The 22,599-nt window shown below is 54.7% G+C and carries 15 protein-coding genes and 1 pseudogene; 12 read left to right on the forward strand and 4 right to left on the reverse strand.

The window, feature by feature from the left end:
* Nucleotides 1–497 precede the first annotated feature (497 nt).
* On the reverse strand, nucleotides 498–1,184 hold the full coding sequence (locus NOR51B_RS06500; protein ID WP_009019427.1) for a hypothetical protein: 687 nt from the start codon (nucleotides 1,182–1,184) through the stop codon (nucleotides 498–500).
* Between the two features lie 381 nt (nucleotides 1,185–1,565).
* Here NOR51B_RS06500 and NOR51B_RS06505 point away from each other — a divergent pair, with 381 nt between their 5' ends.
* The 4 genes from NOR51B_RS06505 to NOR51B_RS06520 all read left to right on the forward strand — a co-directional run bounded on the left by NOR51B_RS06505 (nucleotide 1,566) and on the right by NOR51B_RS06520 (nucleotide 6,927).
* Entirely contained in the window at nucleotides 1,566–4,055 is a 2,490-nt protein-coding gene (locus NOR51B_RS06505) for a TonB-dependent receptor (RefSeq protein ID WP_154647625.1), read from the forward strand.
* Nucleotides 4,056–4,142: 87 nt separating this feature from the next.
* On the forward strand, nucleotides 4,143–5,144 hold the full coding sequence (locus tag NOR51B_RS06510; RefSeq protein ID WP_009019956.1) for a carbon-nitrogen hydrolase family protein: 1,002 nt from the start codon (nucleotides 4,143–4,145) through the stop codon (nucleotides 5,142–5,144).
* An 82-nt stretch (nucleotides 5,145–5,226) separates the two neighbouring features.
* On the forward strand, nucleotides 5,227–5,880 hold the full coding sequence (locus NOR51B_RS06515) for a pyridoxamine 5'-phosphate oxidase family protein (RefSeq protein WP_009021230.1): 654 nt from the start codon (nucleotides 5,227–5,229) through the stop codon (nucleotides 5,878–5,880).
* A gap of 60 nt (nucleotides 5,881–5,940) precedes the next feature.
* Nucleotides 5,941–6,927: an AraC-like ligand-binding domain-containing protein gene (locus NOR51B_RS06520; protein WP_009021507.1), complete on the forward strand. Its 987-nt coding sequence runs from the start codon at nucleotides 5,941–5,943 to the stop codon at nucleotides 6,925–6,927.
* A gap of 142 nt (nucleotides 6,928–7,069) precedes the next feature.
* Here the strand turns inward: NOR51B_RS06520 and NOR51B_RS06525 are convergent, their stop codons facing one another.
* Entirely contained in the window at nucleotides 7,070–7,522 is a 453-nt protein-coding gene (locus NOR51B_RS06525; protein ID WP_195891477.1) for a DUF2141 domain-containing protein, read from the reverse strand.
* Nucleotides 7,523–7,786: 264 nt separating this feature from the next.
* Nucleotides 7,787–8,671 (reverse strand): alpha/beta hydrolase fold domain-containing protein, encoded by an 885-nt coding sequence (locus NOR51B_RS06530; RefSeq protein WP_009021026.1) that lies wholly within the window; start codon nucleotides 8,669–8,671, stop codon nucleotides 7,787–7,789.
* A gap of 284 nt (nucleotides 8,672–8,955) precedes the next feature.
* On the opposite strand from NOR51B_RS06530, the gene NOR51B_RS06535 reads away from it, so the two are divergent.
* From NOR51B_RS06535 to NOR51B_RS15850, 6 genes and pseudogenes are all read left to right on the forward strand, one after another.
* On the forward strand, nucleotides 8,956–9,420 hold the full coding sequence (locus tag NOR51B_RS06535) for a hypothetical protein (protein ID WP_009020042.1): 465 nt from the start codon (nucleotides 8,956–8,958) through the stop codon (nucleotides 9,418–9,420).
* Between the two features lie 310 nt (nucleotides 9,421–9,730).
* Nucleotides 9,731–10,432: a class I SAM-dependent methyltransferase gene (locus NOR51B_RS06540; protein WP_009019842.1), complete on the forward strand. Its 702-nt coding sequence runs from the start codon at nucleotides 9,731–9,733 to the stop codon at nucleotides 10,430–10,432.
* Between the two features lie 331 nt (nucleotides 10,433–10,763).
* Complete coding sequence (locus NOR51B_RS06545) at nucleotides 10,764–12,176, forward strand: aminotransferase (RefSeq protein WP_009021430.1); 1,413 nt, start codon at nucleotides 10,764–10,766, stop codon at nucleotides 12,174–12,176.
* A 219-nt stretch (nucleotides 12,177–12,395) separates the two neighbouring features.
* Entirely contained in the window at nucleotides 12,396–13,394 is a 999-nt protein-coding gene (locus NOR51B_RS06550; RefSeq protein ID WP_009021258.1) for a 4Fe-4S dicluster domain-containing protein, read from the forward strand.
* 301 nt (nucleotides 13,395–13,695) lie between these two features.
* Nucleotides 13,696–14,265 carry a DUF4136 domain-containing protein gene (locus tag NOR51B_RS06555; protein WP_195891479.1) on the forward strand — a complete coding sequence of 190 codons (570 nt, stop codon included), beginning with the start codon at nucleotides 13,696–13,698 and terminating at the stop codon, nucleotides 14,263–14,265.
* Nucleotides 14,265–14,327, forward strand: a pseudogene (locus NOR51B_RS15850) (hypothetical protein); the annotation flags it as partial. The gene NOR51B_RS06555 and the pseudogene NOR51B_RS15850, both read left to right, overlap by 1 nt.
* A gap of 34 nt (nucleotides 14,328–14,361) precedes the next feature.
* On the opposite strand, the gene NOR51B_RS06560 reads toward NOR51B_RS15850, so the two are convergent.
* Complete coding sequence (locus NOR51B_RS06560; protein WP_009020368.1) at nucleotides 14,362–16,239, reverse strand: NAD(P)-binding protein; 1,878 nt, start codon at nucleotides 16,237–16,239, stop codon at nucleotides 14,362–14,364.
* Nucleotides 16,240–16,955: 716 nt separating this feature from the next.
* Here NOR51B_RS06560 and NOR51B_RS06565 point away from each other — a divergent pair.
* Together NOR51B_RS06565 and NOR51B_RS06570 are read left to right on the forward strand one after the other, a co-directional pair.
* A complete protein-coding gene (locus NOR51B_RS06565; RefSeq protein ID WP_009020251.1) occupies nucleotides 16,956–18,407 on the forward strand; it encodes an aminobutyraldehyde dehydrogenase in 1,452 nt (483 codons plus the stop codon).
* Between the two features lie 733 nt (nucleotides 18,408–19,140).
* Nucleotides 19,141–22,392 (forward strand): cadherin-like domain-containing protein, encoded by a 3,252-nt coding sequence (locus NOR51B_RS06570; protein ID WP_009018840.1) that lies wholly within the window; start codon nucleotides 19,141–19,143, stop codon nucleotides 22,390–22,392.
* Nucleotides 22,393–22,599: the final 207 nt, after the last annotated feature.

Raw genomic sequence — 22,599 nt, forward strand, 5'->3', positions numbered from 1 at the left:
TGCTGCTCCTCGAGCGATATTGACGAGCATACGTCGGACTGCTCGCCGCAGCCACTGCCGGAAAATGACCAGGTTAAACGCTCTGGCTCGGCACAATTGGCCAGACTCGAACATCCGAGGAGAAACCCTTTGAAATCACGCTATCTTGTGAGGCCGTTCGACGCCTGTCTCCGCTGTCAGCAGCCGCCTCGGGTCTTCTTTTCACGTGCGTGGACTCCGCGCCCTTTGGCGGCAGCCTTAACGTGGAATAAATCCCGCGCGTGACCTTTGGAGCTGTCACCCCTGTTTCGTACTGGCGCGAATAACCGCAGGTCACATTGGCTTCCGGCAGGGTGAGCAGGCCAAGCTCCCGCCATCTGGTCCATGGCTGCCACTGTGGTGAAATTGCCCACTTCGACGCCGATATGGCTGATCTGATCTTTTTGCAGCGTTTTATCAGCCAGATTAAGAGCCGCGTCTGTCTACGGAGGTTTCTCCCCGCTTGGCTATATCACCCCTTAATGGGCGGGCGTCGCTTTGAATTCCTGGCCCTTGACCAGCGAGTTCAGTAATTGTGATGACGCCGTGATTGCAATCGTCCGCGACAGTTCGTCTACCTCAGACTTATTGATGCTTGCTGCTTCCCAGATCAGGCCAGCGGCGTCTGTAAACGGCCCCGACTTCAGTTCATCGCCGTAAAGCCGGTGTACCATACTGCTGTCATTTAGCCCATACGCGAGTAAGCGCATTAACCACGCGCTGTTGCCTGGATCGATGGACGCCATAATTTCAGGGGTCGGGGCGTGGATCCTGACAGTCAACCGTGTGGCATCAGGCGTGCCGTAATGGGTCGGGAAGGCTTTATGGAGCAGGCAGACAGCAATAAAAATACCGCGCTGTTGGCTGATCTCGGCGAAGTCATCCCAAGGCTGGTCTTCCTGCAAATCATCTACCAGATTCTGGCGGACACCAGGGCGCATCTTATCGCCGAACACCGCCTCAAGAACAATTTCTACTGCTTTACGGTTGCCAATATCCTGAAGCGACATCAGACAAAACTCCTCCAGGGCGTCGTCGGCGATCTCCCCTATGTCGTCGGCATCAGCAAGTTCTAGAATTTTGGAGAGAGAGCGAGGATCCCACGCGTTGGTCAGTGTGTGGACTTCGCCCTGCGAGAGAACTGATACGTGGTATGCGATAGCCAAAGAATGTCCCCTGATTACAAATGCAAGACGCGCGGCGGCGCGACGTTAGTGGAGTGTAGCCGTCGGGACGCTTTAAGAAAAAGCATAGCCACCACCGACGGGTCGGAAAGCTCACCGTCGATGTTGAATCCGTTGAGAATTGGACGGTAGCTATCTAATTCGGGATCAGCATTACCGAAATCATCGGGTAAGCGCATTTGCGGAGTGGAGCAGGGCAGTAGTCAGAGTGACACCGTTCGGATTCTGGTGCGCTCCGATATTTAAGGTGCCACGTCCTTTTTAGATTTGCAGGCCCAATCAAAGATAGTTCCCTAATTGACAAGTCGTTGTTCCCTTCAGTACGTGGGTGAGATCCTTACGCTGCGGTAGGGTTGCCTGGCAATGGAAAGAAAGCCATCTGAGCAATCTGAAAACGGGGTCATGATGCATTATTCACGAAGAACGACGCAGGGACCAAAGTTCCTTCCTAGGGCACCCATTGCGGTGGCCATTCTGAGCTCCGTTTCTCTATGCAGTAGCGCATTGAGCGTTCGGGCCGCGGTACTGGAAGAAATTGTAGTTACCGCACAAAAACGCGCGGCATCCTTACAGGACACGCCAATTGCGATCACCGCTTTTACGGCCAGTGCTTTGCAGGATAAAGGCGTCAACGATATCTCGGAAATCGCTTATTTCACGCCTAATCTGGTTTTTGATACCACATCACCCATCGGCGGTGTTTCTTCCGGTGCGGCCGTATTTATTCGAGGCGTGGGTAACACCGACTTCAGTTTAACAACCGATCCGGGTGTCGGAACTTACGTTGATGGTGTCTATGTTTCACGCTCAGTTGGTGGCGTACTGGACGTGCTCGATGTAGAACGTATTGAGGTACTTCGAGGCCCACAAGGGACACTGTTTGGTCGTAATACCATTGGAGGCGCGATTAACATCATCTCGCGCAAACCCGCGGACGACTTTCAGGCATTTCTTGAAGCAACCGCCGGCATCGATGGGCGAGTAAATGTTCGCGCGTCGGTTGATGTTCCTATAAGTGAAACATTGAAAACGGCATGGTCAGTTTCAAGCAAAAACCGCGATGGCTTTGTTAAGCGCCCACTGGCTGGTGATGAACTAGGTGATGAAGATCGGCTGTCATTCCGCGGTGCGGCATTGTTTAAGCCCAATGAAAACTGGGATTTCCAAGCGTCGGTCGATTATACCGACATTGATGAGAGTTCCTCACCATCGGTCGGCGTCGGTTTTACCGCAGCATTTCCCGATGGTACGCCAGGCGGGGCTGGTGTTGTTGGTGCTTCCTTGGTGGAGAACTTCTCTTTCCCGCTTCCCACTGGAAACCGGTTGGGGCCGCTTGCTCCAGGATCCCTGTCGCCCACAGGTGATTTTTTCGAAATTGTTGGCGGCGGTCTAAACATCTTTAATCAATTTGTGGTTGATGACATCGACGCCGATGTGTCATTTGGTGACCAAGTAGCATTCTCAAAAATCGAAGTCTTGGGAACTACGTTTATCGCCAACTATCACGGAGATACCTTCGACTTAAAATACACTGGTTCATATCGCAATACTGAAAGTAAATTCGCCAATGATTCCGACAACGCGCCCTTTCAAATTACTGAAATCGTCAATGACAATTACGACGTAGATCAAACAACCCACGAACTGCAACTGACCGGAACAGCGTTTGAAAACCACTTCAAATACGCGGCCGGTATCTTTTTCTTCAATGAGAAAGGTACTGACGATGTTCGCGTGCCGGTCACTATTCCTGCGCCTGGCACAGGCCCTGGCGGGGGCGCTGGATTTGAAGCCGCCATCAGGAATGATGCTGACGTCGATAACAGCAGTGAAGCGGCGTACCTGCAAGCCACCTATGACCTGACTGACACATGGGCTGTAACCGGTGGTATTCGTTACACCGAAGACGAGAAAAAATACGCCTATACGCAAAACATTGGTGCCAATCTGGCTTTCGACCCGCTGCTTTTTCTGATCGATGACGTGGCGGCGCAGCTCGAACCGGGCGGGCCACTGGTGCCTGGCTACATACCTATAATAGGAGACGGTACAGGCAGTGTCAGCGAAACCTTCGACGAAACCCAATATTACTTTGGTGTGGATACGAAGCTCAATGACAACACATTGCTGTATTACAGTTTTTCTCAGGGCTTCAAAAGTGGAGGCTTTGTACTGCGGTATGTAGCATCCGTGCCAGAAGTGCTGTCATTTGATCCGGAGACCCTGGATTCCCATGAAGTTGGTCTTAAATGGGAAAGTGCCGATAGCCGTTACCGCGTCAATGCCGCACTGTTCGCATCAGAGTATGACGATATCCAGGTTACTTTCTTCGATACCTTGGGTGGCCCACTTACAGCCAACGCCGGCAGTGCCGACATCAACGGTTTTGAATTAGAAGCTACAGCGTTTTTGACCAGCAGCCTGAGACTTGATTTGGGCTATGGGTATGTTGATGCAGAATACACCGAGATAAATCCGATTCCCGGTCTGTCCGCTGCGATTACAAAAGATTCCAAATTGGTTAACACGCCGGAAAATACGCTTAGTTTGGGGCTTGAGTACGCAACAACGATTGCCAGCAAGGATGCGACGTTCCGAATTGATTATTCATACACTGATGAGGTGTATAACGATTCGCAGAACTCGCCATTCTTGTACCAGGAGTCCGTTAGTTTCGTTAACGCGTCAGCTCGCCTAGATCTCACTGAAAATAGTGAGGTGGTGTTATGGGTAGAAAATCTTGGTGATGAACGGGTGATTGTAAGTGGCAACTCGAATTTTGGTTTGGGCTTTCATTCGGCCGTACCCAATCGTCCCCGTGAATATGGCGTTACTTATCGCCACCGTTTTTGAGGCGCTGTACCGATCTTAATAAAGCGTGAACTACCGCGTACCTATAGCCCGCTTAGGCGTGTGAAGAGAAAAGGCACATAAATAATTATGGATACAAAGCAAAACGTTAGAGTTGCTGCCGTGCAGGCAGCCCCGGTATTTATGGACCTGAAGGGTACCGTGGCAAAAACAGTAAAACTGATTGAAGAAGCCGCGGAGAAAGGCTGCGATTTGGTTGTTTTTCCAGAGACCTGGGTGCCTGGCTATCCCTGGTTTATCTGGCTAAATACCACAATGGCCAACATGAAATATTTTGGTCGATATAACGAAAACTCCCTGGTGGTTGGCAGTGATGAATTCGATACCATCGCGCAGGCAGCGAAAGACAACAATATCCATGTTTCTGTCGGCGCCAGTGAGAGGGATCATGGATCGCTTTACATCTCCCAGTTTCTATTCGGTCGCGACGGCTCATTGCTATCTGGTCGTCGAAAGTTAAAACCAACCCACCAGGAACGTACCGTGTTCGGTGATGGTGATGGTTCCGATTTGTGTGTGTCAGAGACGGACATTGGCCGCGTTGGACAGCTCGCCTGTTGGGAGCATTTACAGCCCCTCAGTAAGTACGCCATGTACAGCATGCATGAGCAAATTCACTGCGGCGCCTGGCCTTCATTTTCAGCGATGCCACAAGCGTATGCACTTGGCCCTGAAGTTAATAACGCCGCTTCGCAAATGTATGCCGCCGAGGGTCAATGTTTTGTGATTGGTGCCTGTGGCATGGTGTCCGATGAAATGATCGACATGTTGGTCGAAAACGACGAACATAAGGAACTCATCAGTGCGGGCGGCGGTCATGCGGTTATTTACGGCCCGGATGGCAAGCTACTGGTCGATAAGATTCCCCACGATCAAGAGGGACTGCTTATCGCGGACCTTGCTATAAACGCTATTACCATCGCTAAGGTGTTTGCGGACCCCGTAGGCCATTACTCACGGCCGGACGTTACTCGTTTGCTGTTTAATAGGCTGCCGCAGCCCTGTACCGAAAGCCATACTCCCGAAGCGGCCACTTTTGATCTCGATCAGGTAGAGGATGTGCTTGAGTAATGTTTTCCTCAGGCCACATCTCCTGCTGCTGTTGTCGTCAGTTGAGCTAATGGCATTCAGCTAGAACCAGAGGGTCCCGCCCGTGGCGTTTTACACCCAATCGCAAAAGTCGATGCAGGCTCAGTTTGAGAGCGAGCCTCTTGCCGCATCCGTCGAAGCGGCGATAGTGCGCGACGAACTGGACGATATGCACCGCTCTTTTATCGAGACCCGGGATTTCTTTTTTCTATCTACGGTGGACTCGGAGGGCTGTCCCACGGTCTCGCACAAAGGCGGTGCTCCCGGGATAGTCACGGTGCTGGATTCCTCGACAATAGCGTTCCCGAATTACGACGGTAATGGCATGTTCCTGTCCATGGGTAATATCTCTGATACCGGGAAAATCGGCCTTTTGTTCATTGACTTCGAAACCCCGAACCGTATCCGGATTCAGGCGACGGCGTCTGTGTGTGGTGACGACGATCTGTTGGAGCGCTACCCCGGTGCGAATCTGATCGTCAGAGCCCGTATTGATAAGGTGTTTCTCAACTGCGCACGTTATATTCACCGGCATCAGCGGGTGGAAAGTTCGCCCTATGTACCAGCCAGCGACGGCACCCAACCCTTTCCGGCATGGAAACGCATCGATGTTCTTCAAGACTCGTTGCGTCCCCAGGATAAAGGTAGAGCAGAAATTGAAGGCGGAACGATTACACAGGACGAGTACGGCGAAAAGCTCGAGGCGGGGGAATCATGAGAATGCCGACCACTTATGGGGCGTCACGTGAAAGGGTCCTAGACCAATTCGGGTATTGAGATGAGCTTTTTAATTTCAGGCGGCTACGCAAAAAATGCGACCGAACTTGGGGGCGAGGAACGCTTCGATTTTTGGCGGGAAATCATCTGTGATGAATTCGTCAAACTGGATTGCGAAAAAATCGCGGATGACGATTTTAATGGTGAGTTACGTGGGGGGGTCGCGGTTGGTAATTTGCAATTTGCAGAAGTGATGTCAAGCCCGCAATTGGTGGAGCGCTCTAAGAAGCAAATTTCAAAATCCACAGAAGCGGATTTTCTGATTAGCTTTCAAATCGAAAAACAGGGTCTGGTGCGACAAAATGGTCGGGAAGCACTCCTGACACCCGGAAGTTTCGCACTGTACGACAGCACTCAGCCCTATACGCTTGCCTTCAATGAGCAGTTTCACCAGCTCATAGTGCAAATGCCTAAAGACGTACTGTCGCGGCACCTGATGAATCCAGAGCAGTACACCGCTATCCCAATTTCCGGGCAGGCCGGACTCGGCGCCGTACTAAGAAACTTTGTTTTCTCCCTCGCCAAAGAACTTCGCAATGTGCAACAGGCTCCTGCCGAACTGTCTGAAAATTTGGTCAACATGATCGCCATGGCGTTCAGTTCTTCGATAATGTTGGAGCAGATTGGCGACCACTCCGTTGTCCGTGACTCACTAAAACGGCGAATAGTGCAGTATATTGATAACAATTTGTGTAACTCAGAGCTATCAAATCAACAGGTGGCCGAGGCGCAGAATATATCGACCCGTTACCTACATAAATTGTTTCAGGGAGAGACAGAAACAATCCATTCGTTGATTTTAACCAAGCGTCTTGAAAAGAGTGCGATGCTGCTAAAAGACTCTGCTTACGCAGGACACAGTATCGAAAAAGTGGCATACAGCGTGGGTTTCTCTAGCCCTGCGCATTTTTCTAAAGCCTTCAAGAAGTATTTTGGTCAAAGCCCCAGCGAATGTCGGTATGACGCGCGATGGGGCGCTGGCAAGTAAGCCGGATTGATTTGATAGAGGCTTCGGGTGAATAGGTGTTTTCGGGCTACAGTACGTAGTGCATTTTGACGGAACCAATTGCAGCCAAAAAGATATTGAAGGTTTCTTTGAAGTGGCATCACAGCAGGCCAATATCGCGTCGTCAAGGTACGGCTTTCGCGAGTTGAATCTCCATTTTGACGGGGGCATCAGTCAAGAGAAAACGCGCGTCATTCCACTTGGACGGGCCAAAACGGCCCTTGGCATTATTCGAGACGCCGATCTCTTCCTTGGGAATACCAAACCACCCAGTATCCAGTTCGCCGTTTTTATTGATGTCGTAAACGACTGCGATAGCGTAATAGCCGGGTGGATGGCTGCCCAGCGAGGAAGATACATTCCCTTGTTCGTCAACAGGCACGATTGTTTGTACCAGCGGCGTCACGAGAAAATCTTCAGAAGCGTTGAACAGACTGATTAGCATCTGCCCATTTTCTGGTTCGGCCCCGGTAACATTGACCTCAATTGCATACTCAACCTCACTCAGCGCTGCATTTGCCATAACAGCGGTGCACAGCGTCAGGACAGTCAATCCTCTTTTGATTAGGCTTCTCATTCTTTTTTTACCTCGCGGAAAGTGTCGATGTTTTATTGAGCCTGCTATCGGATTTGAATGCCGGTCCTGCTGATTGCATGGCATCACATCTGTGGGTGCGCGCTGCTGTGTGCAGTCCGCTCGGCTCGCTATTAGCAGTCGTAGGATTTGGGATTTCTGAATGACCTCGTTGCAGGCGCGGGGAGCTCCACCCCATGATTCGATCGTCTACAAACGTCTGGGTAAAAAAAATATCGCCCTGAGCAAGGACGCCAAAAGAATTGGTTAATCACCCATAAACCCAATAATGTCCTCTACGACCCGCGTGCTTTCCGGAATGGGAAACATGGGCCAGTCGTGCTGCATACCCGGGTAAAACTTGAATACGAAATTACCGTTTTCAGACACCATTCTTTCCAATTTTTGGCAATCGTTATAGAAGAGCTCCTCCGAACCATAGAAAATAATAGTCGGTGGGAAGTCATCGAGGCGGCCATTGATCGGCGATAACCAGTAATGCTCCTGGTCTCCACCGTTGGCGTATCTCTCCGCGGCATTTTGCAACATGCGCAGGGTCAAAATGTGGTCGCTCGACTCGAGGCTTTTGTTGTCCGGATGTGACAGGGTCAGGTCCAGCCATGGCGACAGTAAAATAAGTTGCGTCGGGATTTGGGGGTGTTGTTGGTCGACCAGCTTTTGATACAGCCCCATGGCCAGTCCGGCGCCGGCCGAATCGCCGATAAAAACAAACTCGTCATTGGGATACTGTGTTAGTAGCGCAGTGTAGGTATCGGTCACCATTCCATAGGTGGCTCGATAATCGTGTTCGGGCGCCAATGGATAGTCGATCATCGTCAGTCGGCAGTTACTCTTATCGACTAACTTTTGGGCGAAATTCCAGTGTATGGCGGCCGCTTCAAAGAGATAAGCTCCCCCGTGAAAGAACAGTAAATGCTTCTTGCTCACCGTGTCTTTTTTCTCAAACGTGGTGACTGCCTTATTGTGAATAATCTGCTCATTCACTGAATACTGGTTATGCAGTTTTTTCGGCGTGAAACCCTTTTTTGACCGCCTGATAATTGGCTTTGCCGATTGCCTTTCGACTGTTTTCTTAACGTTTAACAGCCGCAACAAAAAAGATATGGATTTTGACTGTAGGCTTGTCTTCATAATAGTTTGCAGTGATCAGCGACTGCCTTGATCATAGCTCGAATGACGGCGGAGTGTTGAACGACTGGAGGCTGTTGGCGCATTCTTTTCACCGACGCTGGTGGTTGAAGAAAAATTGGATGCGAGCCCTCGCATCCCATCGCGTTTCTCCTCCAACCCTTCATGGAACAGTGCTGAGCCGTCGCTCTGCGTGCAGCCGTTCACTCGCCATAAACATTCGCTACCCCTTGACTTATATCGTAATGATAATCATTATCATTACTGTGTGTTGTCAGGAGGTGAATATGGAACTCAAGTTCTTGGAGTCTGCGAAAAAAGACTGGGTATTGAATGATGCTGAGGCTGCCGCGTCTGTAGCCTTTTTGTCCACGGTTGATGCATTACGCTACATGCGTGAAGGTGAGTTACCACATGCCTTGCATTTCGCTGGAGAGGCACTTGAAGCGGCGCGTTCGGTCTTATTTGACCATAATGTTGCACGACCCACTGATGTGGACCGGTACGCCCGAGCTGCCGCGCTACTCTGTAAAATCTTGACGGCGCGCGGCATGGATGAACTCGTGGAGCCCTTTGCGGGTAACTTCGCTGCCGATTGTGAGGCACTAATTCAAAGTGGGGTAAGTCCCCGTCTGGTGGTGCCATTCATAGAGCGTATTGTTGAGAGCGACAGCGGATCGTTTGATGACACCCCCACGAGCCATAACTACGGCTTCACATTGACGCTGCGCGATAACGCGCAGGTACATTGAGCAACCAGCACCCTCGCGAGTTCTTGAAAACGATGCCTGTAAAGCCCGCTAGTTGCTTATCAACGCTTCGATGATCTGAGGGGTATCGCCAGGTAAGCGGTTGTAATGGGTAAACCTTGTTCAGGAGTACCTGTAAACGCCAGCGGTTCTTGCGGCGATTTGTGTCAAAAAAGGGTATTGAGCTCAGGGGTAAATGATTTTTTCGTTCTCATTAGAACACTTCTCAATCGGTGGCAGATTACTGGCCTGCTGTTAATCCGGTAGCGCCGCTCAATACGTAGGCTTTGTACGTTTCGCTAAGGCTTATGTCATGCCCCGATTTTTGCTCACCGTGCTGCTACTGTTGCCCCTGCTTACCCGTGCGGACGATTCCCACTACGGTTATCAGCCACCCAGCCGCGACGGCATTGGCAAGACCTACATGACTCGCGAGATATCCCACGTGATGGGCCACCGGGGAGCGGCGTGGCTGGAACGCCCGAGCCGTGAGCGCGAGGAACGGACCGACTTGCTGCTGGACGCACTACCCATTCGCGACGGCGACGTTGTCGCCGATCTCGGGGCCGGATCAGGCTACTTCAGCCTGCCCATTGCAAAGCGGGTCGGCAGCGGACGTGTGTTAGCCATCGACATACAGCCAGAAATGCTCGACCTAATCCGCCAGCGCAGCAGCGCGGACAATATCCAAAACATCGATACCGTACTGGCTACGGTGTCAGATCCCAAAATTCCATCGAGCAGCGTGGACTTACTCCTGCTAGTCGATGCTTATCATGAGTTCTCACATCCCAGAGAGGTCATGCAGGGCGTAATGGAAGGACTCGTACCGGGTGGCAAAGTCATTCTGGTTGAGTACCGGGCAGAGGATCCACGGGTCCCCATCAAGCCCCTGCATAAAATGACCGAACAGCAGGCAAAACGCGAGTTGGAAGCGGTGGGCTTTAACTTTGTGGAGAATCTACGCAGCCTGCCTCAGCAACATATTCTGGTTTTCAGAAAGCCGCTCACCTAGACGGCAGGTTGTGGCCCCAGCCGTTTTCAGCTTCTGCATCTAAAAAACAGGCCAGCGGTATTTTTGGGTATCGTCAAGTTAGATGAATCGAATGGGTAGAGCGGCCCCCTGAATACCCATAAACGCCATCGATTACCGCCTCGGGATTTCTATCGGATCAATCAATTGATTTGTCACCACCCTTGATAGTGCAGTTCAGCACCTTATTTCAGGGCAAACCGGCGCTTAGGCCTCGTACAGTAAGATCGATTGACTTGAAAGCGGCGCCTGCTAGGCTGATCTTCAAGTCGCCATTACCTGTATTCCAAGCAACTGGAGAATCTTCCTTCCAATGAATGCCCCAGAAAATCAGAATATTTCCGACACCCGGGAACACCATCAGCTGCGCGCCGCCGATGCCGCAAACCTGCTTCATCCATGGGCGGACCTCAGTGCGCTGGGTGATGAAAGCGCCATGGTCATCAAAAGTGCCAAAGGGGTGCACGTCTACGACAGCAACGGCAAACAATACCTCGATGCCATTGGCGGCATGTGGTGCATCACATTGGGTTATGGCAATGAAGAACTGATCGAAGCCATGGCGCAGCAGGCACGGGAGATGGTCTACTACACGCCGTTCGGCGACATGTCGAGCAGCCCCGCGGCCCGGCTGGCAAAAAAGCTGGCGGAACTTGCTCCGGGTGATCTGAACCGCGCACATTTTACGACCTGCGGCTCAACAGCTATCGACTCGGCGGTGCGGACGGCGCACTACTACTTTGCGGCCCAGGGGCGTCCCGAAAAGCGCCATGTGTTATCGCGTCGCAATGCCTATCACGGAAGTACTTATTTGGCCGCATCACTGTGCGGCAAACTCGCTGACCGTACGCTGTTTCATTACGAGGCTGATTTCGTCCATCACCTGGCGAGCCCTGAGTACGATCCGGACATTGCCACGGAGAGCGCAGATGAGCGCCTCAGCGCCTTGCTGGAGGATATGGAATCCGAGATCAACCGAATCGGCGCAGAGAATATTGCCTGCTTCGTCGCCGAACCCATACTCGCGTCCGGCGGTGTGCTGGTGCCTCCCGAGGGATACCACAAGGCCACTCTGGATCTATGCCACAAGTACGACATCCTCTATATCTCCGATGAAGTCGTCACCGCCTTTGGCCGCCTGGGCCACTTCTTTGCGTCCGAGGTGCACTTCGACATTCTGCCGGACATGATTGTCGCCGCGAAGGGGATCTCCTCTGGCTATCAGCCTCTGGGCGTGGTGATGATTTCAGATCGCATCATCGACTCGATCAAGGCTAATGCCCCCGAGGACAATCCCGTGTTCTCAAACGGCTATACCTATTCCGGTCACCCGGTCGCCTGTGCAACCGCGATTGCCAACATCAACATTATGGAGCGCGATAACATCTGCGCCCACGTCCAGGAGCTTGGTCCTTACTTCCTGTCAGAATTGCGCAAGCTGTCCAGTTCACCCATCGTCTACACCGTCCGCGGCCACCATCTTATGGCCTGTGTCGAATGCTGGACAGGTGAAGAGGCGGGCCCGACAGAACGCAACATAGCGCTTGCCCAGCGGGTCGATCAGTACTGTGAGGAGGCGGGGGTGCTGGTCCGTCCCTATGAAAATCTTTGCATCATGTCACCGCCGCTGATTGTTGACCGCGACGACGTTGATCGTATCGTCACCGTCATGGGCGATGCCATAAAGCGCGCCCAGCGGGATTTGGACATGGGTGAGTTGGATTGACCGGCGCGAGCTGGAGCAGCACTGCGGCCTGGTAGGCAACCTGAAAGCGGCCTGTGGTCGTCTCCGACCCGAAACCGCTCTTTAATCTTCTGACAGCCCTCAGATGTATTGATTGGTAAGCTCGACGAACCACTACAAGCTCCTTCGGGGCCCTGAAGCGCATTGCCTTTCACCATCCGGTAGTATGCAATAGGGGCACCCATGCCAAGGCGAAATGATATGACCAAGTCGGCACCCTATACGCCACCCGCCGATATTCTGGCGCATTTCCCCGAAATCTCTGGCAACGACGTTAACGGCGTTGGCGAAAAACACTATCGCCGGGCCTCGCGCTTTTTCTGGCATAAACCTGAACTGCAGTCCCACGGTGGACTACAAAAAAAAGTGCTTCAATACATCATGGGCGAGCCCTCTGTGGGTGCGGAATTTATTCACGCGGGCCCGGGTGACCCTAAACGCGGCCCGCTAGCTACAGAACAGTCTGCGACAGTGGCCGAGGGCACAGCCGAACAGTGGAGCGAACGTGTGAAGGCCTTCGCGTTGGCCAACGAAGCCGACGTAGTGGGCGTTGCAAAAATGCGTGACGAATTCATCTTCGAAGGCTACGAGGTGTCGCATAAATACATCATCATGATCGGCGTTGCCCACGACCATGAATTGATGAAAACAGCGCCTTCTACAGCCGACAACACTGCGGCCGCAGTCGAGGTCGCTCGCCAATACAACCGCGGCTCGAGAGTGGTCAGCAATCTGCGCAACTATATTCGAGAGCAGGGTTATCCCGCCGCTGACTATCCAGGGCCGCTGGCCGATGCCATTGTTATGATCCCCGCAGCAATCGATTGCGGCTTGGGAGAACTGGGTAAACATGGCTCACTCATTAATCGAACGCTGGGCTCATCGTTCAGGCTTGCCGCCGTCACAACCGATATGCCATTGGCCGTCGATTCCCCTGATACGTTCGGCGTAGACGATGTCTGCTACGGCTGCCGTGCGTGTGAAAACGCCTGCCCGCCCGACGCAATATTCCAGGAGAAAAAAACCGTGCGAGGCACGGAGAAATGGTACGTAGATTTCGACAAATGCATACCGTTCTTTGCTGAATCCTACGGCTGTGGTGCCTGTATCGCTGTATGCCCCTGGAGCCTTCCCGGCGTAGCCGATAACCTGTTGCTCAAGATGGCGAGGCGAAAAGACAGGGAGGCGTCGTCAAGTTAACGGGCTCGGATGGGCAGACTCGGTCGATGAATACCGATAAAAGCCACCCATTCCCGCCTGGCACCATCAGCCACGCTGCCGGGCTCTGCTATCGCAATCTCAGGATCAGTGCGTTCGATGAATCGAGCAGGGCGGTTGCTTGAGCCTTGATGGTGGATTTCTACGATGGGGATGACTTAATTCGCCAATACCCCTCCCGGCAATCACAGCACGCCGGTTATACTGTCCGCCACTTTTAAACTCGCCTTACGCCTTCTTTCTGATGCAAGGAAAAGCCACCATGCTTCGAGCCCGATCCCACGTGGGTAACATCATCATCGCGACTCTATTTTTTCTGGCGGGCTGCAGCAGTCAACCCGAATTCACGCTCGACTACGACGCCAGCTACAATTTTGCAGGGTTGGAAACCTATCGATGGTACGACGACGTGTATCCCTCCCAGCTCGCCGATTATCGTCAGTACAATGCTTCAGACAAGCGGGTCCGCTTTTTCGTCGATCGTGAACTGCAGAAAAAGAGCTTCAAAGAGGTTGCCACGGGGAAGGCTGACTTCTTAATCAACTACCACATAGCAAAAGAAGAGCGCGTTAAGATCGATAACTTTGCGCGCTATCCTTCTGCCGGTATGCATGGCGGTGTCGGCGTCGGTACCTACGGCACAGCGGTCAGCGTCGGCTACAGCAGCGGACCCAGTGTCAAAACCTACAAAGAAGGAACCGTTGTCCTTGATGTCATCGATAGTGCCAGCGGTAACGTCGTTTGGAGGAATATCGTTGAAGGAAGATTGCCGAAGTCGCTATCCAGCAACGAAAAAGATGCGATGGCAGCAAAATTGTCCAAAGAAATGATGCTCGATTTCCCTCCAGGCTAGTGGCTCAACGCGTCAGTAGCGCTTTCTTTGGAGGCTGCAAACCGTCCGGTAACGGCCGCGAGGGCGGTCGTCAGGGGCTGGAGGATTACCAGGAAATCAAGACGCTGCACCTGGGCCGAGCGCGTGCACGGCGCGATGTGCTTCTTCTATCGCCGATTCTGTCATGCCATTGGATGATGCATCGGTGCCGGCAAAGGTGATATTGCCCAGGGGCTGACGTGCCGCTTCCCAGGGCCGGTTTGCATGCTGCCAATACTCCGGATACCAGGACACCTCACCGCTTGCCGCGTCAGTGGTAAAGGCATAGCCATGTGACCAGCGGTTCACCGTGATGCCTGCTATATCGCGAGCGGCATCGAATCCCCCCGGCGCCAGCATACGATCAAGCTGTTCGCGTATTGCTCTTTCGAAAGAGTCGAAGGACGTGGTGAGTAAGGTCTGGCGTCCGGCGCGGAACTGTTCGGCGGCGGGTAGCCCTGGCGCCAGCGGTATATGCTGCAGGTTGAGTACCATTGGCTCGTCGGGTGACTGGGGGAATTGATAGCCGCCCATGCTCACCGGGCGAGACAGTCGCACCGACTGAAAGAAACTGCCCGGGCAATACGCCCGCGCCAGCCCCAGCTTCTCAAAACTTTTCCAGTTGCGCAGCAGTACATTGGTGTAGACCAGGGGCGCGCGTACCGACTGCCCCTGGGCGGCTTTTTGCGCAGCGGGTGTGTCGGGGCAGATGTGGGGCAGCATGGCATTGTAGCCCGCCCATATCACCTGCGCTGCGCTGACACTATGCGCCTCATTTCCAGACACATAGCTTATGTCGACCTCGGCATTCAGGTCGCCACCGCGGTGGCGCAGGTCAACCACAGTGCTGCTTAGTCGAATCCGGGTGTCGCTTCCGGGGCGGTCGAGTTGTGAATAGTCAAACCGCGCGGTGACAATATCTTCCATTGAGTTGCCCGGTGCAACTTCAGGAATCATGTTGCGAACCAGCAGACGGGCGACCGAGGCATTGCCATCCGGGAAATGAAAAATGCCGCCACCGTCACCGGTGGGCACACCTTCAGCAACTTCAAAAGCAGCACCGCCGAAGCCCGGGTAGCCGCCCTCCCATGCGAGCCAGGCGGGAAAGGCATCGGCACCGATCGCCCACTCGCCCTCGGTCCACTTCTGCATGAAGCGCAGCGCTTCTTCACCCAGGCCCGCGTATTTCCGCAGGTATTCGCGCCAGCTTATCGATTGCACTACCTGGCGGCGCTGAGCCTGGCTCATGCCTGCCAGGTAATCCTGTTTGTCTTCGAACAACCGCTTGAGCTCGGTCACAGTGGATGCGGCGAGGGGTGATTCGCGCAGTGCATCGCTATAGCCATAACTGCCCAGGGCAAGATGGTCTGAACCAAAGCTGTCCCTGTCGAGGAAGCATGCTTCCTGCAGCCCCAGCGACGGATACAGTGAGCCGTGGTGGTAATCACTGAAACGTGAGGCATCGATACCCAGTTCCCTGAGAAGGTCGGCGGCTACTGCCGGGTAATGGTTAGGCGCTTCAATATACTGTGTACCGCCAAAGCCGATGAGCGTGCGGCCGCCAATACAGAACTCGTTGCGCTTGGCGTGGCCGCCAAAGTCATCGTGATTATCGAGCAGCAGGATGCGGGCGTCTGGCTTCACGTCGCGGCGATAGATATAGGCAGCCGCCAGGCCACTAATCCCCGCACCCACCACAACAAGGTCGTAGTTCTCGAAAGTATTGGCGGCACGCCAGCGTTGGCCCTGTACGGTGGCGTGGGCTACTTCAAAGGAGCCGGGATGAGCGCCGCGCATTCCACTTGCCGCCGGAGGATAATAGGCGTCTGCTCCGGCCGCGCCGTGTAGCAGCTGCAAAGGCAGTAGAGTGGTTCCCAGGGCGATTCCTGCGCCGTTCAAAAAGTCGCGGCGGGAGATCCGCCGATGCATACCCAGGCGTTTATCTTCGGGGTTCACTGAATGCCTCTTTCTGGTATTGCCAGTCTGAGTCACTGTACTCGATAGCATCGGTTGATCAACACCTACAAACGGCACCGATTCCTGCGAGATATCTTCAGCTACGCTGTACCTACAGAGCGGGTTAGGCTCTCTGGCTCTGCTGTCGTTTCAATCTCAACCATCGAGATATCGAAGATCTTCTGCCTGAGCGGGGCAACTTGGTCAGTCGGGAGTCGATTCGACGTTGGCGCCCAAAGTCCTCGCTACGCTGAAGGGTACGAGGCCACCAGAATCGGGGAGCGGGGCATGAGGCGCTTCAAATCAGTGACGTAGGTTCATCACTCTCCGGAAGCTCATGCAGCAGGCGCCATTTTTTTCAACCCTGGCAGGCATCTGATCAGAGAAACACGACCGCAATCCAAGGGCCAGTGCGTTCAATGAATGGGGCAGGGCGGTTGCTTGAGCGTTGATACCGGATTTCTGCGATCTGGGTGACTTAATTGGCCAATGCCATAACGCTGAATCTGAAGGCAAGCTACTGAAAATCTCATGGCGCGGACTATTTTTGGCACTCCCTTAAGATTAAAAAATAGGATGTGCAGCGCCATTGGTCATACAGCGAATGACACTTTACGCCGTGTCCAATAACGCTTTATGGTAGTTGCAGCGCTGTGCCAGATCGATGCGTAATTTACCGAGGAACATTCCCCGCGGCTGTAGTTATAAGGATTCCTATGAACCCCTCTCTCGACAGTGCCAAGCTTACTGCCCATAACCTGATCGACGGGACAAGAGCGGACGCCGAAACCCGTGAACCACTTCTGTCCCCCGCGACCGGGCAGATCATTGGCTCAACTCCCCGCTCGAGTGCGGAGGAAGTGAACGAAGCCGTCGAGGCGGCGCGGCGGGCTTTCGAAGAGGGCTGGCGGATTACCACACCCGGCGAACGTTCCGAACGGATGCTCGCACTCGCCGACCTTATCCACGACAACGTCGAAGAGCTCTCAAATCTTGAGGCAATCGACGCGGGTAAGCCCTTGCATCACGCGCGCAAATACGAGATTGAGCAGGCGGTCGACGAGTTGCGGTTCTTTGCTGGTGCGGCCAGAACGATGGAAGGAAGGGCGGCCGGAGAGTACGCGTCTGGGCACACCTCGATGGTAAGGCGCGACCCGATCGGCGTCGCGGGCCAGGTCACGCCCTGGAACTATCCGTTCCTCATGGCGATCTGGAAAATTGGCCCGGCTCTGGCAACCGGAAACACGATTGTTCTGAAGCCTGCTGAGACAACGCCGCTCTCGACATGCCGCCTCGCGGAGCTGGCGGCGACGGTTTTGCCCAAAGGTGTCTTCAACGTTGTGTGCGGAGCCGGTGACACGGGAGAGGCGCTTGTACGTCACGACGAGGTCGGGATCGTTTCCGTTACGGGGTCGCCGCTGACCGGAAAGCGAGTCGGCGCGATCGCGTCTGAACAGTTGAAGCGGGTCCACCTCGAATTGGGTGGTAACGCTCCGGTTATCGTCTTCGACGACGCCGATCTCGCACAAACCCTCGAGGCGCTCGGAGGTAACAGCTTTTACAACGCCGGACAGGACTGTACGGCAGCAACCCGCATTTTGGCTGCTCCGAAGGTCTACGACGAGCTTGTCAACGGACTCAGCGAAGTGGCTCGCTCCTTCACTATGGGCGACATCTTCAACGACACCATGGAATTGGGCCCTGTGAACTCTGACCGCCAGCGCGACCGCATTGAGGGCTACCTCGAACGCCTTCCCGCGCACGCGGAGATAGTCACGGGGGGTGGACGCCCGGCGCTCGAGGGCTCGTGGCTGGAACCGACCGTCATCGCCAACCTTGGCCAGCACGACGAGATCGTACGTCACGAGGTGTTCGGCCCGGTAGTAACTGTGCAGAAATTCAATGATGACGCTGAGGCGTTGGCCATGGCCAACGATTCGCCTTATGGCCTCACCGCATCGGTCTGGACCTCGGACGTCGGTCGAGCCATGCGGTTTTCCCGCGATCTGCGGTACGGCTGCGTGTGGGTGAACGCCCACTCGCTTCACACAGTGGAGATGCCCCACGGCGGGTTCAAGCAGTCGGGATACGGCCGCGACCTCTCGGTGTATTCGCTCGAGGACTACACCGAGCTCAAGCACGTGATGATCAATCTCGGCGAGCAGTAGCCCTCACTCGGAAGTCGTTTTTACACCTTGCGTATCGGGCGCTGACAAAATAACCCGGCACATCGACAGGCGCTGTCGATGACTAGTTGTGAAGTTCACCGATTCCCTCCTGACAGCACCTCCGACGCAGCACCCATGAAAGCGGGATAGGCTCTTTGGCTGTACTACCGCTTTAACCTTAGCCATCGGGATATTGAAGGTCTTTTGGCGGAGCGGGGCATCATCGGGGTAGAACCCCTTTGCCCAATTATGCAATCTCGCTGGTGGCCGGGCGCCCCTTGTGGGGTTCAGATCAACGCGCGCAGGCCTGCAGTGGGTCATGAAGGGCGAGTAGGTGCTAATGCCCGGCTCCTACTTGGCCTAGCGCAGGGGGAGGCCGGATGGCAAAATGCCCAGTCGCCACAGTAAATCGACTGGCGGCGACAACTTTCGAGGCAAACCCAATGCATTCAGGGTGTTGTCAGCTTTACCCGCAATAATCCCGCCTCTTCCATCTCGGGTACGAGGTCGGATTGGCTAAGACCCCAGAGAATTAAGTGCGCATGAGCAATGGAATAGGGTGGTGGCTTGAGGTCAGGTCGCAGATTTCCGCTGGCCAAGGGTATTAACTTGCCAAAACCTCTCTGACATCTTCCGTCAATTTCGGTAAAATGGTAGGCTACTCTGTTGAACCGATCTCGGCGGGACCTCCTTCGGACGGGCAACTAATCTTTAGTTTTCGCAGGACTCATACATGTTTTTTAGGATTTTCGTTGCTGTCACGCTGTTGCTCCTGTCCTTTAGCGCCAGCGCACAGTTGACGCTCACTTTTGAGCAGGCAACGCCAACCGAGTACAGACTAGAGACCGTTGGAGGCACGCTTGATATCGCTGGTCTACCCCCTACAGGGAACCAGACTTTTACGCCGCAAATCGATTACGCCAGTCCCACAAATTACGACTACATACTGGGAGCGCCGTCAACCGGCGCACAGTTTGAGTCTTACCAGGTCGCATGGACTCCAGAGAATAATTTTCAAAGCGGTCCTGTTGTAACCCCTCCTGCGCTGAATAGCGGAGGCGGCATATTTGGCTTTGCGAGCCTGACAGACACCGTAGGGCTTCTCCTCGTGCCCCCGGGGTCCGGCGGAACCATCGGTCTGGGCTTTTCCACTTTCCCGGGAACGCTTAGCGATCTGAATCTCAGCGTAGACCCCGTGGTTTTTTCTTATGCAGGAGGCGGGTCCACTGGAACAGTCGAGTTGGCTGTAGCTGACAATTCAAAGGACTTCGTGGGCGGCACTGCCACAGGATTAACCGGCACGCTGGGATTACAAAATAATGGGGGCGACGATGTACCCGTGCCGCCGGGCGTCGGTGGTTCCAGCACGTTCCGATTCCCCACACAGCTGGTCTACGGCGACCCCTACGCCGTCACAGTCGCCAGCCAGCCTCCCGGCCAGTCCTGTTCAGTCGCCAACGGCAGCGGAACCATGGCTGACGCCGAAATCACCAGCGTTCAGATCACCTGCGTGGACGATCCGACACCGAATAGGGCGCCGACTGTGCTGGACGACCTCATCAAAATACCGGTAGGCACGCCATCGTTGACCATCGCCGCTCCCGGTGCTCTGAGCGGTGCTATCGATCCGGACGGCGACGCACTGACGGCTGCTTTGGTGGTTGACGCAGCTGACGGAACAGTGTTCCTGGATCCGGACGGGTCCTTCACTTATACCCGGGCAAACCCCAATACTCCGGGGTCTGATAGCTTTCAATACCGCGCTAACGATGGCACGACAGACAGCAATACGGCCGAAATCACCATTTTTGTGACGGACGTCAATGTGGCGCCTGTGGCAAATCCAGACGCTTATTCAATGGCGCAGGACACACTGTTGGTTGTGCCAGTCCTACAAAGCGTATTGGCAAATGACCGTGATCCTGAGGGACATGCCCTTACGGCGGCGAAAGCGAGTGATCCATCGAATGGAACGCTTCAATCCTTCGCCGATACTGGCGTATTTTTGTACCGGCCCAATCCCGGTTTTACGGGCAGCGATTCCTTCACCTATACGGCAAGCGACGGCTCCCTGAGCAGCCCCCCCGCCACGGTCTCCATCACGGTCAATCCGAATCAGAATCGGCCGCCAATAATAGCCAACGATGATGCGTATACCATGTCTCAGGGCGATACCCTGAACGTATTCTTGCCTGGATTGCTGGGCAACGACAGTGACCTGCAGGGTCACCCATTGACCGCTGCTATATCGTCGGTGCCCACGGTTGGCGGCGTCACTGTCAATCCCGATGGGTCGTTCACCTACACACCCCCGCCTACCTTCTCAGGCGTGGATACCTTTACCTATGTGGCCAGCGACGGCGCGACCACAAGCGCCGCAGCGACAGTACAGATCACGGTAACCGCCGTGGCGAACCAGCCGCCCGTGGCCAATAACGACACCTATGCCACACCACTGGATACGGACCTGGTCGTGGCGTCTCCCGGCGTTCTGGGCAATGACATTGACCCGGAGGGCAGTGCACTGAGGATTTCCAGCATCGTGACCCAGCCGGCCAACGGCGTGCTGGCGCCCCGCCTGCTGGGCGGGTTCAAGTACACGCCGACTACGGGGTTCACCGGAACGGTCAGCTTCCAATACCGGGCCTCGGACAACCAGTCGGACAGCAATATTGCGACGGCGCAGATCACGGTCAGCCCGACCAATCAGCCGCCCGTCGCTAACAACAATACATACACGGTCATCGAGGATAAAGTGCTGTTTGCTGATGATTTCCTGGCCAACGACACGGATCCGGAAGGACATGTTCTGACGGCCATCAAAGTGTCGGATCCGGCAAATGGCACCATCTTTGGTTTCGACAAGAATGGGTCGTTCACTTATAAGCCAAACGCAGGTTTTGTCGGCACAGACTCTTTCACCTACACGGCTAGCGACGGCGCGGGGTCCAGCAATACGGCAACCATAACTATCAGGGTCACCGCTGCAGCCGCTAACGGGCCGCCGGTCACAAGCAACGACGCCTACTCAGTAGTGCAGGGCACGGTGCTGAACGTGACGGGTCCGGGCATTCTGGGCAATGACAGCGACCCGGAGGGCCACGCGTTAACCGCAGCGGTCTCTTTTGGCGGACAGCCGACCAATGGCCATTTGTCGCTAAGCCCTGATGGTAGCTTCAGTTACACGCCAGATTCCGGTTTTGTGGGAGTGGATTCTTTCGCCTACGTGGCTCGCGATGACGCCGCACAGAGCACCGCGGCCAGCGTGCAGATCACTGTGACGGCTGCGACAGCGAACCTGCCGCCAGTGGTCAATAATGACGCATACGCTACGCCGCAGGGCACGGTGCTGAACGTGGCGGCGCCGGGCGTCCTGGCCAATGACGCGGACCCGGAGGGCCACGCCTTGACGGTCACCGTGACCAGTCAGCCGACAAATGGCACGCTGGCCAAGAATCCGAATGGCGGCTTCAGCTACACGCCGACCCTCCTCGGCTTCAGCGGCACGGATTCCTATACGTATACGGCAAGCGACGGCGCCCTCGACAGCAATGTGGCAACGGTGCAGCTCACCGTTACAGCCGCGGCCTCTAACTTGCCGCCTGTAGCTAATGGTGATATCTACACCACCCTTCAGGACACGGTGCTGACCGTGGCGGCCCCTGGCGTTCTGAGCAATGACTCTGACCCCGAGGGCCATGCGCTGACGGTGACGGTCACCAGCCAGCCGACAAATGGCACCCTGGCCAAGAACCCCAATGGCGGCTTCAGCTACGTGCCGAATGCGGGATTCATTGGCACGGATACGTATACCTACACGGTCAGCGATGGCGCGCTCGACAGCAATGAGACAAGCGTCAGCATTACCGTTACCCGTGCCCCGGCTGTGCCTGTGCCGGCGCTCGGGTGGCCAGCGTTGCTGCTTCTGTTACTGATGACCGCGATCTTGGGTCTGCATGTAGTACCGAGTCGTGTTCGGATGTAGAGCACTTTATCGTCAACGGGCGGCTGGCTGTTCATCATTCACGGGGGACACCGGTCCCAGCAAGCGGGACTGACACGTTACTTGGTTTCGCTGCAAAAGTGGAAGTGGAGTTCATATATCAGCCCTAAAACTGGGCTGCAGTGGTGCTGTCGGACCCGTCGCGGGACGCCAGGGCCAGCTTTGTTGCGCCCCAATTCCTGACCTCGA

It is taken from the genome of Luminiphilus syltensis NOR5-1B, from assembly GCF_000158175.1.
Lineage (GTDB): Bacteria > Pseudomonadota > Gammaproteobacteria > Pseudomonadales > Halieaceae > Luminiphilus > Luminiphilus syltensis.

Excerpts from the sequence above, each read along its gene's own strand:
- NOR51B_RS06505 (WP_154647625.1), top strand. The coding sequence starts at position 1,566 with ATGGAAAGAAAGCCATCTGAGCAATCTGAAAACGGGGTCATGATGCAT.
- NOR51B_RS06510 (WP_009019956.1), top strand. The coding sequence starts at position 4,143 with ATGGATACAAAGCAAAACGTTAGAGTTGCTGCCGTGCAGGCAGCCCCG.
- NOR51B_RS06520 (WP_009021507.1), top strand. The coding sequence starts at position 5,941 with ATGAGCTTTTTAATTTCAGGCGGCTACGCAAAAAATGCGACCGAACTT.
- NOR51B_RS06525 (WP_195891477.1), bottom strand. The coding sequence starts at position 7,522 with ATGAGAAGCCTAATCAAAAGAGGATTGACTGTCCTGACGCTGTGCACC.
- NOR51B_RS06530 (WP_009021026.1), bottom strand. The coding sequence starts at position 8,671 with ATGAAGACAAGCCTACAGTCAAAATCCATATCTTTTTTGTTGCGGCTG.
- NOR51B_RS06535 (WP_009020042.1), top strand. The coding sequence starts at position 8,956 with ATGGAACTCAAGTTCTTGGAGTCTGCGAAAAAAGACTGGGTATTGAAT.
- NOR51B_RS06540 (WP_009019842.1), top strand. The coding sequence starts at position 9,731 with ATGCCCCGATTTTTGCTCACCGTGCTGCTACTGTTGCCCCTGCTTACC.
- NOR51B_RS06545 (WP_009021430.1), top strand. The coding sequence starts at position 10,764 with ATGAATGCCCCAGAAAATCAGAATATTTCCGACACCCGGGAACACCAT.
- NOR51B_RS06550 (WP_009021258.1), top strand. The coding sequence starts at position 12,396 with ATGACCAAGTCGGCACCCTATACGCCACCCGCCGATATTCTGGCGCAT.
- NOR51B_RS06565 (WP_009020251.1), top strand. The coding sequence starts at position 16,956 with ATGAACCCCTCTCTCGACAGTGCCAAGCTTACTGCCCATAACCTGATC.
- NOR51B_RS06570 (WP_009018840.1), top strand. The coding sequence starts at position 19,141 with ATGTTTTTTAGGATTTTCGTTGCTGTCACGCTGTTGCTCCTGTCCTTT.